General features: G+C 55.0%; 8 protein-coding genes. 7 read left to right on the top strand and 1 reads right to left on the bottom strand.

The features are described from left to right. The first annotated feature begins 395 nt into the window (after positions 1-395). Positions 396-1628, top strand: a complete 1233-nt coding sequence (locus QEH54_RS15810; RefSeq protein WP_309019677.1) for an MFS transporter — start codon at positions 396-398, stop codon at positions 1626-1628. A gap of 33 nt (positions 1629-1661) precedes the next feature. On the opposite strand, the gene QEH54_RS15805 is transcribed toward QEH54_RS15810, so the two are convergent. Beyond that, positions 1662-7199 (bottom strand): leucine-rich repeat domain-containing protein, encoded by a 5538-nt coding sequence (locus QEH54_RS15805; RefSeq protein WP_309019676.1) that lies wholly within the window; start codon positions 7197-7199, stop codon positions 1662-1664. 213 nt (positions 7200-7412) lie between these two features. Between QEH54_RS15805 and QEH54_RS15800 the strand changes: the two genes are divergently transcribed. The 6 genes from QEH54_RS15800 to QEH54_RS15775 all read left to right on the top strand — a co-directional run bounded on the left by QEH54_RS15800 (position 7413) and on the right by QEH54_RS15775 (position 14711). Beyond that, positions 7413-9041: a glycoside hydrolase family 28 protein gene (locus QEH54_RS15800; protein WP_309019675.1), complete on the top strand. Its 1629-nt coding sequence runs from the start codon at positions 7413-7415 to the stop codon at positions 9039-9041. Positions 9042-9264: 223 nt separating this feature from the next. Next, entirely contained in the window at positions 9265-9783 is a 519-nt protein-coding gene (gene nrfH, locus QEH54_RS15795) for a cytochrome c nitrite reductase small subunit (protein WP_309019674.1), read from the top strand. A gap of 37 nt (positions 9784-9820) precedes the next feature. Further along, positions 9821-11479, top strand: a complete 1659-nt coding sequence (locus QEH54_RS15790; RefSeq protein WP_309019673.1) for an ammonia-forming cytochrome c nitrite reductase subunit c552 — start codon at positions 9821-9823, stop codon at positions 11477-11479. Between the two features lie 171 nt (positions 11480-11650). Then, positions 11651-13693, top strand: coding sequence for an FAD-dependent oxidoreductase (locus tag QEH54_RS15785; protein ID WP_309019672.1), 2043 nt, complete (start codon positions 11651-11653; stop codon positions 13691-13693). A 3-nt stretch (positions 13694-13696) separates the two neighbouring features. Continuing rightward, positions 13697-14089: a cupin domain-containing protein gene (locus tag QEH54_RS15780; protein ID WP_309019671.1), complete on the top strand. Its 393-nt coding sequence runs from the start codon at positions 13697-13699 to the stop codon at positions 14087-14089. Positions 14090-14165: 76 nt separating this feature from the next. After that, positions 14166-14711 carry a hypothetical protein gene (locus QEH54_RS15775; RefSeq protein ID WP_309019670.1) on the top strand — a complete coding sequence of 182 codons (546 nt, stop codon included), beginning with the start codon at positions 14166-14168 and terminating at the stop codon, positions 14709-14711. The last annotated feature ends 49 nt before the right edge of the window (positions 14712-14760 follow it).

Genomic DNA, 14760 nt, shown 5'->3' with positions numbered 1-14760 from the left:
TAGCTGAATTGGCGATACACCAATCCGTATGGTTTTATGGATACATACGTCCACGCATTGCTATTCAGCGAAATCGACGTTCGAAGTCATTAAACACAACCTCAATGCGTGTCCAAGATCGCTGACTTTTGAATACGTCCTATCGAGGCATAAAACCTAACAAACGCTGCTACGTCACAATCTGACGGATACAGTTGTTGACCCAGAAACCAGTTTCCGATATCAGAAGGTTGCTATAAGACCGAATCGATCGAAAGCGGAGGTGGTCCACTGTGAGTTATGCTAGACCCCATTCGACTTCACGTTTGGGCGCCTGCCAGAGTCCTCACTATTTACCCGTTTGTCCTCCCTACGCTCTCGCCGCGGAGCCATCGCTGTGTTAGGTCCGGGTTAATTTGAAGAGAGTACACAACCCCAAAGACGCTTCATTTAGCGGCTACCAGAAGTTTGCCATCGCGCTTCTCGCCATCATCCAGTTCACCGTGGTGCTGGACTTCATGGTGCTCTCTCCCCTTGGAGCGATCCTCCTGCAGGAGCTTTCCATCACCACCGAGCAATTCGGACATGTGGTTTCCGCCTACGCCTTCTCCGCGGGCATATCCGCTTTTCTAGCGGCTGGGTTCGCGGATCGATTCGACCGGAAGCGCATGCTCCTGTTCTTTTACGGAGGTTTCATCGTCGGCACCCTCTTTTGCGGGCTTGCGCCAAACTACGAAACCTTGCTGATCGCGCGGACCCTAACTGGCTTCTTCGGAGGCGTGATGAGCTCCATCGGCTTCGCGATTGTAACGGACCTCTTTCCCCTTGAGAAACGCGGTCGCGTGCTCGGCTTCGTGCAGATGGCGTTCTCCGCCAGTCAAATCTTCGGACTGCCGATCGGTCTTTTACTCGCCACGCATTTCGACTGGCACATGCCCTTCCTGGCAATTGTCGCTCTCAGTCTCGTGGTCATCGTGCTGATCATCTGCTTCATGCGCCCGATCAATGCCCACCTCGAACAGCCGCAGATGAGAAATCCGTTTCGCAAACTCGGAAAAGCTCTGGCGAATCGCCGTTATCTGCAAGGCTTCGCCACGGTGACGCTGCTTTCCTCAGGCGGGTACATGCTGATGCCCTTCGCAAGCGCCTTCGCAGTCGGGAATCTGAAAATCGAACTCGATAGCCTCCCGCTCATGTACATGGTCGCCGGAGCCTGCACCTTAGTCACAGGTCCCATCGCTGGCCGACTAGCTGACAGCCTCGGCAGGCTACAGGTCTTTCTCATCGGCTCAACCCTCGCCATGGTGTTCATTCTCATTTTCACTCACCTCGGCCCCACTCCGCTTTGGCTGGTGATCGCGCTCAACGCTTTCCTCTATATCGGCGTATCCACCCGAATGATCGCCGCTCAAACCTTGCTGACGGCAGTGCCGGCCCCCGCAGACCGAGGGACATGCATGAGCGTCAACTCATCGATTCAGCAGGCGGCTGGCGGTTTCGCCGCCATCATCGCAGGCCTGGTCGTGGCGCAATCGCCAGATGGAACGCTAGAGCGCTACGGTACGCTCGGCTACATCGTTAGCGGCATCATCATCGCCACCGCTCTGCTCGTGCTAAATATCAACCGCGTGGTTCGGCAAGGATATTGAGTTGACGAAGTCTTAAATCCCCCAAAGCATCCACTATTCGGATACAGTCTGCCTATCGAAACCAACACGATAGAAGCGGCCTGATTCTCCCTCGGGATAGGTGACCTTCGCTCTCACGAGACCGTTTTCCTGGACCGCACTCGCTTCTGGCGCGAAGGTCTGCCAATTCACGATATCTTCGCTGTATTCGTAGGTCAACGACACTCCCGACCTACCTACGTTCGAAAGAAGACTGAGCGTCTCGTCAGCCATCGTTACCTTTAGGACGGGCTTCGAGGCCGCGTCGAAAGGATCGGTTCCGATAATGAACTCCTCGATGTTGGACGCGCCATCCCCATCTGCGTCCGCCGCTGGCCAGTTGATCTCCTGAGTCGCATCGACGGTCAATGTATCTAGGAACAGAAAATACTCCGCATCCACTCTCTGCACGACGGTGAGCGTCTTTGGACCGATCGACACCACTGCAGTCCGCTTGGCGTTTGAATAATTTGGGGCGACGGAAACCCGAATCGCCGAACTGCCAAACCCCTCTCTGCCTTGAAGCGTAAGCCAGCTACTATCAGACCCAGCAGTCCAATGCACATCCGAGGTTACTTCGACTTCGAATTGTGTCGCTTCGAAACCAATCTCGCGGTGAGAGATGCTTAGACTCAATTCAGAACCACTACCATTTTGTCTAATCTCCAAAACGGATCCCTCGACAACTACCGTTGCGATACGACTCTGATCAGAAGGATTTTCCGCGAGAGAAATGGTAAAATGACCGATCCCAAAGCCTTCGGTTGTCGAAACCTCGACCCAAGGTTGATCGACCGACACGGACCAATAGGTAAGCGATGAGACGGCGATTGCGTATTCGCTCTCCCAATACCCTGTATCGAACGTTTCATAGTCGAGATAAGCGTCGGTGGGCTGCTGAGTATCGATAGTGACTCCGACGCTCTCATCTATCAGCTTCTGCACGATTTCTGAATTCCTGCTACCCTCGGGCGCGTCGACGAAGTTAAGAGACAGGTTTGCTTTCAATAAGCTTGGCAACTCTTCAAGTCCCTCGAGATCTCGCACGTGATTCATAGAGAGATTCAGATCCTTCAACTTCGGCAAACCCGAAAGGCTTCGCAAATCCCTCACTCGGTTGCCGAAGATAGTCAGCTCTTCCAAATTGGTTAAACCAGCTAATCCCGAAATATCATCGATTCTATTCTCGGCGAGGTAAAGGTATTCGAGAGAGGTCAGGCCTTTCAAGGCGTTCAGGTTCGATAGATCATTCCTCGCCGCTTCCACGTACCGTAAATGCTCTAGCCCCCTTAGCGGCTCGAGATCGCTGATCTCATTCTGAGTCGCCGCAAGCGTCTTTAGCCCCGCTGGCAGTGTGGGCAATTCAGCAAGTCCACTTCCGTAAATACCGAGGATTTCCAGATTATCCATCTCCTCCAGCGATTCAATCGATCCGAGCTTCGCCTCGTTTTCGCTGATTTGAAGAAAGTTCAGAGTTTTGTGATTCGCGATTGGAGTCAGACTAGCCACCCTTTGTTGCCTCAAGCTTAGGTGTTCCAGATTGCTCGCGTTCTCCAGTCCGTCCAGCCTCTCAACCTTCCATGTCGAATCAGGGAAACTGTCTTGGCCTACGGAGAGATAAGTGAGCCTCTCCAGATCAACATCCAGTATTTCCTCCCGAGCTATTCCCAGTTCGCTACGAATGGCATATCGAAGAGCCCTGTCTTCGATCTCGACCGTTAGGTACTGCGTGATGGGTACCTCTACCTCGCCGACCACTATCGTAGCGGTTCTGCGTTCGCTCAGCTCTGCTGCTGGAGCGATACGGTACTCGACGATGTCATTCCCAAAGCGCTGCTCGGCCCCAAGAATTTCGATCCACTCCGCGTCGCATCCAACGTCCCAGAAGGTCGTTGAAAAAACCGAAAGCCTCCGAATCGCTCCAGCTTGGCCCACCAGCGAGCCAAGTGGTTCCACTTTGTACACTTGCGTCAGCTGACCTTCAAAGTGAACCGTTGGCACTCTAGCGATCAACGTTTCCAAGCGACTATACTCATCGCTACCATACTCAAAGTCTATGTAGTTATTAGTCAGATACACTTCCTTAAGCGCTGATAGACCAGCCAGTGCTTCTATCGACCTAAGATGGTTGTCTCCAATGAACAGGGATTCAAGGAACTCCAAGCTGCTGATGGGATCGATTTCCCGCACCTGATTGTTGTCGATAGAGAGCTTCTCCAGATTCGTCAAAGTGGCTAGGGATGAAAGGTCGGAAATCTCATTCCAAGAGAGATACAGTTCAGTCAGCGACGTTTTGCCTTCGAGCGAGTCCAGCTGTTCGATCTGATTGTTGGGCAAACTCAAGGTTGTGAGGCTGTCTGGAATCACTGGTGTCTGCTCGAGTCCGCAGTGATCTATCACCAGGTAGTCCAAGGAATGCATAGACCCGAAATCCAACATTTCGGGTAGAGTCGTCTTATAAAACAGCAGGAAGGACAAACGGGACAGAAGACTAATGGGAGCTAAGTCCTCGATGTCTGACTCTATTACGGAAAGCCTTTCGAGGTTCGTCGCGAATTCTAGGCCCGACAGCGATACCGGTGATTGAGCGCCACCCGAACCCAGATCGCCTTCGATCGTCAGGACAAACAACTGCTCCATATCGGGCTCAAGCAGCTGGCCTTCTGGCTTGTCTAGCGCTATCCGTACCGACTTTTCTACTACAGGATCAAGGGGCGGAGCATCCAAATACTGGGCAACACTCAATTCGTTATCACCCACTTTCACGGTCCCCGTACGGCTCGACTCCAAATCCGGAGCGGCAGCTATCTCGAGTGTGAGCGTTCCCGAGCTGAAGCGTTCTTCACCGTCCACTACAGTGATCCAATCAACGTCCGTTGAAGCAGACCAATAGCTATTCGCTGCGACACTGAGGGTGCGACTCCCTCCCGCTTGACCGATCTGAGTAAGAATCGGACCAATACTTGTAACGTTGGGGTTCTGCGTCGTTCCGTTGATGAAATTGACTCCCTGCTGCTTGAAAGCGTCTAGCGCTAGCCGATCAGATGGCTCCGCGAAATCGATATAATTGTGACTGATCCAAAGGTTTGAGAGGTCTTTCAACTCCTCTAAATCGACCATGCTATCGAGATGGTTGCGTTCCAGGCCGAGTGTTTGCAATCCGACTAGCGACCGCAGGGCCGTCGTTCTGTAGACTTGATTCCCATTGAGATACAGGGTTTTCAACGAATCCAGACCGATCAGCGAAGAAATATCCTCAATTAGGTTCCCGCTTAGACTAAGGCTCTCCAAATCGGACAGACCTGCCACTTCGCTTATATCGATTATTTGATTGTTCGTGAAACTAAGCGTCTGAATCGAGGCTGGCACGATTGGTACCGCTTCCAAACGATTCGAGCTAAGATCCAAACTGTTGAGATTGACCAATCCAGACAGATCGCCCGGATCTAGGAGCTCAGAATGGGCGATTCGAATCGTACGGAGCGAGCTCAAGTCACGAATGGGATCGAGACTTTCGATCAACGAATAGGTGACGTCTATCGACTCAAGACTGACAGCATACTCGAGCCCACTAAGATCAGAAAGAGCTTCACCCGTCGAGCTGCTACTCCCGTTGATCGATAATGATGTTAGCGATGCCAAATCAGTCATCCAAATGGTGTCGGTTTGGCCACCAAATAATGCGCGTAGTGAACTCTTCAATACAGGATCCGGAATATCCACTTCGACATCTTGGGTGATCTCGATCCGAACTCCGTTAACTTCTATGGCACCAGTGCGGGGAGCCATCAAATCGGGAGCGAACTCCAACTGATAGGCAATCACGCCATCCCCAAAGCCACTAGCATCTCCCACCACGCTGATCCACTCCGTTTCCGTAGTTGCTTGCCAGTAGGTGCTGCAAGAAACGGCAATCTCGCCAATGCCTCCTTCTGCCCCGATAGTCGAACTCGAGTCAGATAATATCGGTTCTGGAGAGAATTGGACCGTGTTAGCAATATAAACTCCTCGCCCTGAAAGCTCCTGCAAAAACTCGTTTTGCAAACTCTCAGCGGAGAGGTCCAAATAGTTGTAATGCAGCCCCAAAGAGGAAAGAGCCGTTAAGCCAAGCAACGATTCGATGCTGACAAGGTGGTTGGAGTATATTTGCAGGTCCGATAGCTGATCCAGCCCCTCGAGAGAACCGACATCTCGAATCAGATTGTTATCCAAGTACAGACTCCTCAATTCCGACAAATCAGCAATTGGCGAAATATCGGAAATCCGATTATAACTCAGGCTCAAGAACTCTAGTTGAGTACTAGCAGCGAGCGGGGCCAAATCGATGATTTCGTTTCCACTTAGCGACAAGTTTACGACCGAACTGGAGAAACTCGGCAGCGAGGTGAGACCGCAATCGGCTAGAGTAAGGAAACGCAGAGAGCTCGCGTCGGAGAGATCGATAGGTCCGCTTAAGTATCCACCATCGATATACAAAGTTTGCAGATTCGGTAAATTCAAGATCGGTTGCAACGACGAGACATCGGAACCGCTTACAACGAGCTCTTCTAAATTTGTCGCATGCTCCAAGCCGGAAAGGGAGCTCAAAGGAGCGTCGGGCGACTCAAAGTCCTCCGCTGTTATTCTAAGCTTGGTCAGGGCAGCGAGATGCGTTTGCGTCAGCGCCGCTACTGTCGTATCGAGTTCCAGACGTATTGCTTGCTCCAATACGCTATCGGCTACCTCAACGGTCACAGGTTCACCTTGACTGATTTCGACCGAAACCCCTTCCACCGAGATCTTCCCAATGCGATGCGTGTCCCCCTCCGGCAAAGCCGAAACAGTGAATGGGACAATCCCATCTTCGAATCCCGACACAATCTCGGGGTCTATCTCGATCCAATCCACATCGGCCGAGACGGCCCAACTCGTACTCGAGCTTACGGCGATCGAGCCAGTGCCACCTTCGGAAGAAAATACTGTGTCGTGGGAAGAAATCTCAGTCGACTTCGTTCGCTGGTCAGACAGATCGAGATCCGCCACGTCCCCTTGAAGGTGATTGACGACGCTCGAGGTTGACGCGTCGTCGAGGTCGATGAAATTGGAGGACAGATCAAGGTACCCCAAGTCGTCAAATCCCCACAATGCAGAGATTCCCTCAATCTGGTTGTGTCTCAGGTCGATCAACTCGATCTGTGGGATAGCCGCCAAGATACCGATGCTGGCAATTCGATTGTGGATCATCGATAGTCCCAGTAGACTCTCCAGCGTCCAAAGTGGCGATAAGTCCTCTATTTCATGATAGTCCAAACGCAGCTCCTCCAGATTCACTGCGTAATTTAAACCCGTCAGATCCGATATACGCTCGGACTCGTCCAGCGAATACCCGCTTGAGTCGAGGAAGGTCAGGGTAGCGAGATCGGCATCCGTTAGGGTTCCAGTTGGTTTGGCCAAGGCCTCGCGTAGGACGGCTTCCAAGTTGGGGTCAGGGATAGAGATTTCGGCTCCGCTCGCTGACAAAATAGCTACACTGAGTTGGACGAAGGCCAACAGGGCAAATCGGGGAGAACGCATGAGATGGGGTTTGGGACCTTTGTTCGGAGTATAACCACGAAGCAATTTCGACTATATGGGAATTGCGCTTACACGAAGCGAGACATTTACTCGTGTATCTACTTAATTTCTAAGTGACGTTCAAAACTGAAATTGCAGTGCACCCCACCGATCTGACTGTATGCGCCTTTCGGCGTGGTAGGTAGTCAGGTTTTGCGCCAAATTAGGCCCTTTATGCCCTTCCTAAAAACGATCCTAGATTTTGGAGCTCGCGGCGACGGCGAGACGAACGACACCGCCTCGATCCAAAGCGCGATCGATGACGCTCACGCTTCCGGAGGCGGCACCGTCGTCTTTCCTGCGGGATCCTACCTTAGCTACACCCTCCACCTACGCGACGGCGTGACCCTCCACCTGGAAGCCGGCGCCACTTTGGTTGCCGCTTATCCTGATCCTGATCGGAAGATTGGATACGACCTGCCAGAGTCTAGCGAATCGGGATCGAAGAAGTATCAGGACTTTGGGCACAGCTATTTTCGCAACAGCCTCATCTACGGAGAAAACCTCACGAACATCGCCATCATCGGCTTCGGGGCCATCGACGGTCGCGCCCTGCGCGGGGCGCACCACATCGATCGAGTCGGCGATCCGCCGAATCCGTTTCAAGGACCGAACCACGGCAAGATTGATGACTTTCACGACTACGAGCTCGGCGAGCAGCCCTACTTCGCTAACAAGGCCATCGCTTTGAAAAACTGCCGTAACGTCACGCTGAGCGACATCACCCTCTTTCGCGGCGGGCACTTCGCGTTGCTTGCCACCGGGGTGGACAACCTCACCATCGACCGCATCACGGTTGACACCAACCGGGACGCGCTGGACATCGATTGCTGCCGCAACGTTCGCATAACGAACTGCTCCATAAACTCCCCTTTCGACGACGGGATCGTCCTCAAGACCTCCTACGCTCTCAACGAGCTGAGAAGCTGCGAAAACATCACTATTTCCGACTGCTTGGTCAGCGGCTACCAGGTCGGCTCCCTCATCGACGGAATCTATGATCGCAGCTTCGAAAAAGCCACGGACGGCGACGGTCCGACTGGACGAATCAAGATCGGCACCGAGTCCAATGGCGACTTTCGCAACATCGCCATCACCAACTGCCTCTTCGACCACTGTCGCGGCCTTGCCCTGGAGACCGTCGATGGCGCTACTATCGAAGACGTGGTTGTATCCAACATTACGATGCGCCACATCGCCAACTCTCCCTTTTTCCTCCGTCTGGGAAACCGCGCCCGCGGCCCCGAGGGCACTCCCATCGGAAAGCTCCGCCGTGTATCCATTTCCAACGTCAACGTATTCGATGCAGATTCCCGATACGCGTCTCAGATCGTAGGCGAACCCGGACACGAAATCGAAGACATCAGATTCAGCAACATTCGCATCCACTACCGTGGTGGGCTCTCGCTGGAGCAAGTCGCTCAGCAAGACCCAAGCCTGGTCAATCCCTTCTTCCTCCGATCGGACGAACCCGGCGTTACCGGTCCGCGCGACCCGTTCCACGTACCGGAACGCCCAGCCGCCTATCCGGAACCTAGCATGTTCGGCCTCCTGCCGGCGTATGCGCTCTACATCCGGCACGCGAGAAACGTCACGTTTTCCGACGTTTCCTCTTCCTTGCTAAAGGAGGACGCCCGGCCCGCCATCATGCTCGACGATGCGAAAGGCATCGAATTTCGCCACTGCCATTTCGATCGCGACAGAGATGCCGCCCCACCCATCTTCTCCGTCAACGACTCGCAGTTCACGACCCAGGAAACCCAACTAGTCCCGTTCGGCCACCGAGACCTGGACCGGCGCTAGGCGCCGCTGTCGATAAGGACGGACTCAAGCAGGCAATCCCGCCGGGCGTATCCATTTTTCCCGTGTATTCGAATTTTCGTCACGCGTTTCTCAAGCGCAGCTGAGCGCGTAGACTCACGGGGGAGAGGTCGATTTTCTGCCGAGTTTGGTTGATCCTAGGCAGTTTTTGACCTACCTGAATTAGTTCACTGCCTAAACCTCGAACCCACCGCGATCAACCAAGGTGCCGACCGAGAACTCCCCAACCAGTCAATCGCGAAAGAACCGTCTCGGACACGTTTTCGCATCCGTCGGGCTAGCCTATGCCTTGCTCGCCTGCGCGCTCGGACTCGCCGGAGGCGTCGGACTGTTCACCTTCGGCTACGGTCAAGGGGCGAGCTATCTCAGCAACGACCCAGCGGCCTGCACGAACTGCCACGTCATGCAGGACTACTTCGACACCTGGGGAAACTCCAGCCACCATCACGTGGCGGTGTGCAACGACTGTCACCTTTCCCATCACCCTATCGGGAAATGGGTCACCAAGGCGGACAACGGTTTCTTCCACTCCTTGGCCTTCACCCTGGACAACTACCACAAGCCCATCCGCATCAAGCCGCGCAACCGGGTGGTCACGCAAAACGCCTGCACCCACTGCCACGAGGAGATCGCCCACCAAACCCTCTTCCTCTCGGAAACCAGCGAATCCGAGCCCTTCAATTGCGTACGCTGCCACAGCGATGTGGGGCACGCCTTCAAATAGCCTTCGGCACGCGCCCATTTCAACCCACACCACCGCGATGAACGAATCCCAAAACCAGCCTCCATCCTCACCAACCCCATCCACAGGAAAGCCCAAAGGACTGCTCATCGGCCTTCTGCTCGTGACGATGGTCGTGACTTTCGGAGCGACGGCTCTTCTGGTCAACATCTTCGAGCATAAGCAGGAAGCCCAGCGCCCATTCGTTCGCCTCGTGGAAGTCGACGAAGCCACTTCCGACCCCGTCCCTTGGGGTACCAATTGGCCGTATCAGTTCGACACCTACAAACGATCGGTGGACTCCACCGACACCACGCACGGCGGTTCCAGCGCCCTCTCCGCCAGCAAACTCGAGCAATACCCATGGCTCAAGCGCCTCTATGCGGGCTACGCCTTCAGCATCGACTATCGGGAACTCCGCGGCCACGCCTACATGCTCTACGACCAGGAAGTCACCCAGCGTGTGACAAACCGCTCCCAGGGCGGCGCCTGCCTGCACTGCCACTCTTCGATCATACCGACCTACCGCCGCCTCGGCTTGGAGGCGATGGGCAAAGATGCCAGTCCCGAAGCGATCGCGGCGGACTTCAATTGGCCCGCAGTGCTCGAAGGCTTCAAGATCGCCAGCGCCATGTCTTACGCCGACGCTCACGCTGAGCTTCTCGACACTCCCGACGGCACGCCTCACGAATCAATACCGCTTTTTCCAGGCGGCGCCCTCGAGCAATCCGCGAATCAACCCGTCGAGCAGGATCCGCACAATATCGGAAACGCTCACCCCGTAAGCTGCGTCGACTGCCATGACCCGGATACCATGAAACTGCGCGTCACTCGGCCTGGCTTCATTCTCGGCGTGGCAGCCCTCGCGGAAAGCGATGACCCAGTCCCGCACCTTCCGAGCATCGAGCGTTGGCGGGAGGGTCCTAGAAGCAAGCCCTACGACCCAAATATCGACGCCAGCCGCCACGAGATGCGCAGCTTCTCCTGCGCCCAATGTCACGTGGAATACTACTGCGCGTCCAAGGAAACGCTCTTCTTCCCATGGGAGAACGGCCTGAAGGTCGAGCAGATGGAAGAGACCTATGAAAACCACACCTTTCCCGACGGCTCGCGCTTCCTCGACTACAAACACGCCGAAACCGGAGCCCCGATCTACAAGGCTCAGCATCCGGAGTTCGAGCTCTGGAGCCAGGGCATCCACGCTCGCAGCGGCGTCAGCTGCACCGACTGCCACATGCCCTACGAGCGCCAGGGAGCGACCAAGGTCTCCAATCACTGGGTACGCTCGCCGATGCTAAACGTCAACAACGCCTGCCAGACCTGTCACAACGTTCCGGAATCGGAGCTGGTTGAAAAAGTGGATACCATTCAAAACCGCACCAAGTCCCTCATGGCTCGTGCCGCGAACGCGATGACGGACATGCTGGATGCGATTCGCGAAGCTCAGGCCGCCGGAGCCAGCGAGGCGGAACTCGAACCGATTCTCGAGCTGCAACGGAAAGCCATGTGGCGGCTGGACTATATCAGCAGCGAAAACTCGCTCGGCTTCCACGCCGACCAGGAAGCCGCCCGCATCCTCGGCGAATCCATCGACTACAGCCGCCAAGCCCAAAGCGCGGCCCTACGGTACCGAGCTCCCGAGGCTCCGTCCCTTCCGGATCCCGGCAATCAGGTCGAAGGCATCACGCCAGGCAAATAGCGATCGGCTCTCTCCCAACGCCTCTAGGCTCCCCGGGTCGATAGGGAAACCGAGGCAAACCGCCAGAGCTACCGCAAGCAGCGGTGGCGTCGCTGGGCTGCGGTCGCTCGAATTTTCTTTTGGGAATTCACTTCACAGCGCCCCAGTCCTGTTGCACTCTGGCTCCTGCCTATGCCAAGTAATCCCTTGCAGACCTTCGATGTCGTGATTCTCGGCGGTGGGTTCGCCGGCGTCTATGCCGCTCAATCCCTCGCCAAAGCCCTTCGCAAAAAGAAACCGGATGCGAAAATCGCTCTCATCGCGGAAGAGAATCATATGGTCTTCCAGCCGATGCTGCCAGAAGTGGCCGGGGCTACGCTTTCGCCGCGGCACGTGGTCAACCCGATTCGCAACCTTTGCAAGGGAGCCACCGTCTTCAAGGCCGAGGCCACCGAGGTCGACCTCGAGAAAAAGGCGGTGCACTTGTTCGCGGGCGATTTCGCAGGGCGCATCCAACTCGATTTCGAGCAAATCGCCCTTTGCGTCGGAGCGAAGATCGACCTGAGCCGCATTCCAGGCATGCAGGAGCACGCCTTGCTCATGCAGAACGTGGGAGACGCCATGCGGCTACGGGCCCATTTCATTTCCCGTTTCGAAGAAGCGAACCTTACCCAGGATTTGGATACAAAGCGCCGGCTGCTGACCTTCGTCATCGTAGGAGGCGGCTATTCCGGAGTGGAAACAGCCGGACAGCTGATCGACCTCGGACAGGCGATACACAAAAGCTACAAAAACGTCGATATCGACCACTGCCGCTTCATCCTGATCCACAGCAGGGAACACCTGCTCCCTACCTTGCACAAATCGCTGGGGCATTACACGGCTGAAAAGCTCCGCAAACGCGGCATTGAGATCATCCTAAATCGCCGAGCCAAAGCGGTGACAGCCAACAAGGTGTACCTCGACAATGGTGAGGAAATCGATACCAACAATATCGTTTGCACCGTGGGGAACGCCCCAAATCCCATAATGACCAAGCTGGACGGGCAGCTCGGCCTGGAGGTCGAGCGGGGCCGACTGAAGGTTGGTCCCGACTGCGCGGCGCCATCGGTGGACTGGATCTGGGCCGCAGGCGATTGCGCCAGCATTCCCAGCGTGGAAGGCGGCGTTTGCCCGCCCACTGCTCAGTTCGCCATGCGCGAGGGGCTTCTGCTGGGAAAGAACATCGCCGCGCGTATCCTGAATTCCCCGACAAAACCGTTCGATTTCAAGGCGATCGGAGAGCTTGCCTCCATTGGCCACCTCACCGCTGTCGCGGAAATCAAGGGGCTTCGCTTTTCCGGCCTGCTGGCTTGGTGGATGTGGCGTACCATCTACCTTATGAAGCTTCCCAGCATCGAGCGCAAGATACGGGTCATGTTCGACTGGACCTTGGAGCTGTTCTTTCACCGCGATATCAATCTGCTTAATCCTCGCTACAGTTCGGATATTTCGGAAACGCACCTAGAAGCCGGTGACACCTTGTTCCGCAAGGGAGATCCCGCGTTTTCATTCTATATCGTGAAGCGAGGCACCATCGAGCTGCGCGACGGCGATCGATTGGTCACCACGGTGAAAGCGAATCAGCATTTTGGCGAGCGCGCCCTGCTGGAAGGGACGAATTTCCTGTTTCACGCGATCGCGACTGAGCCGACCAGTCTGGTCTCCATTCGCTCCAATGTATTCAAACAGATCGTACAGGCGGACGCTTCTTTCGCCACCGCCCTTCGACAAAGCGCTCGCACCTTCCTCACGAGCAACGAACTCGATCAATTGCTGCGACGCCTGCCGGACTCGCTCCTGGACAAACCAGTGGAATCCGTGATGAAACGAGACTTGATCACGCTGAGAAAAGGTCAAAGCATCCGCGAGACGATAGAGCTATTCAAGCAGCGCCCGAAAAGCTACGTACCTGTCACCGACGACGACGGAAAGCCGCTCGGGGCCATCCGCAAGGAATCCTTCTTCCTGCACCTGCAAAGTTCGGACTTCGATAGCGATCAGCCTGTAGCCGAATCCGATTACGTCGAACTCCCTCAGATCTTGAAAGAAAGCAGTATCCGCGAAGCCATGACACTGATGGCCCGGAGCAACGCGAGCAAGGCATTGGTGACGGACGAGTCCGAACGCCTTTGCGGCCTTATCGCATTGGTGGATATTCTGCCGACTCCTTCCGCAGAGCCTAACGCAACCTGAACGATGAAATTCGATATCAAATGCATCATCCCCAGCACCGCGACCGGTGGTCGTCTCGTTGGTTTCGAGGAGATCGTCGCTCCTCAGTTTGGTCCCCCTCTCCACACCCATCGCCAACAAACGGAAATCTTTCACATCATCGAAGGCGACTTCCTGTTTCAAAGAGGCGACCAGCAGCTGTACCTTTCAGCTGGCGATAGCTGCCTCATTCCTCCCGGAGTTGTCCATACCTTCAAAAACATCGGAGACACGCCAGCTCGACACCACTTCGAATTGCTGGAGGCTGGGAACTCAGAGGAGTTCTTTTCACGCATCGTATCCGAATTTTCGAACATCACGGACATGAACGCGTTTTTCTCCCAATACGGACTCGATCTGGTGGGACCTCCTCTTTAAGCCTAAAACCGGTCATAGAAGGACGCCTCCGAGCTCTCTCTTCCACTGTATCCAAAATCCAATCGTTCCGACATCGATGACTTTCTTCGACGAATTCTCCCCTGTCCCCAAGGCGTTCTGGTCCTTCGAAACAGGGCGACCCTTTCAGCGTTGCACATTGTGCGATCGCGACCTTTTCGAGCCAGACACCAACTACCTCGTCGAAAAGGCGTTTCGAAAGAAGGAAACGGTTTTCGAATACGCGATGTGCTACGATTGCTACCAAGAGCACCAGAAGACGCTATCGCGAAAGAGCCTCAAGCTCATCGATAACTACTTCGAGGAGCACGTAGACATCGAGCAGCGTCGCAAGGAAATGACCGCGGCCCATCAAAAACGCACGCGCTCTTGGCTGGGCCACTGCATGATCAAGGGCACTCCGCGCTGGAAATGCGAGGAACACCAGATTTTTGGCTGGTTCGTCGACCGCGATATCGTCTTCAACGGCTTGCCCTATATGCTCTCCGGCGAAGCGATGGATGAGATCATACAGCTCCTGTCTCCTGAAACCTTGGGCGTCCTGGAGGACTTTTCCGAAAGGCTTTTCGGCATCGATCTTCCGCAACACTTTCTCCTCGTCTAACGCTTAGCCTCGTCGGTTCGAAATGGACCTCGGTCCGCTATCGGGGCGA

Origin of the sequence: Pelagicoccus sp. SDUM812003 (genome assembly GCF_031127815.1) — a bacterium.
In the GTDB taxonomy this organism is placed as follows: domain Bacteria; phylum Verrucomicrobiota; class Verrucomicrobiia; order Opitutales; family Opitutaceae; genus Pelagicoccus.
This window is presented reverse-complemented; position numbering and strand designations above follow the sequence as displayed.